This window comes from Psychrobacter sp. TB20-MNA-CIBAN-0197, assembly GCF_040309765.1.
GTDB lineage: Bacteria > Pseudomonadota > Gammaproteobacteria > Pseudomonadales > Moraxellaceae > Psychrobacter > Psychrobacter submarinus.
This window is the reverse complement of record NZ_JBEOPC010001256.1, coordinates 1-242: the sequence shown is the minus strand read 5'-3', so window position 1 is coordinate 242 and position 242 is coordinate 1. Positions and strand designations below refer to the sequence as shown.

Below are 242 nucleotides of genomic sequence, written 5' to 3'. Positions count from 1 at the left end.
TAACAACACAAGGTCCCAGAAGCTGTTCCTCAGTCTTTGCCAGCGTTTCCGCAACGATGCCGACGTTGATGACTCCCGGGCTGCGCAACGCGTGGTGCGGCAGTGGCTGGCGAAGAAAGGCATCACCGCGCCGCATCTGGTGATGGAGAACGGCTCCGGTCTGTCGCGGGCCGAGCGGGTCAGCGCGCGTGAGATGGCCAACATGCTGCAAGCCGCCTGGCACAGTCCGTACGCCGCCGAGT

Annotated in this window: 1 protein-coding gene; it reads left to right on the top strand. The window is 64.0% G+C overall.

The window, feature by feature from the left end; all coding sequences use genetic code 11:
* Positions 1-242 (top strand): D-alanyl-D-alanine carboxypeptidase (locus AAEY83_RS17995; RefSeq protein WP_351061413.1); only part of this gene is annotated, 242 nt, incomplete at both ends.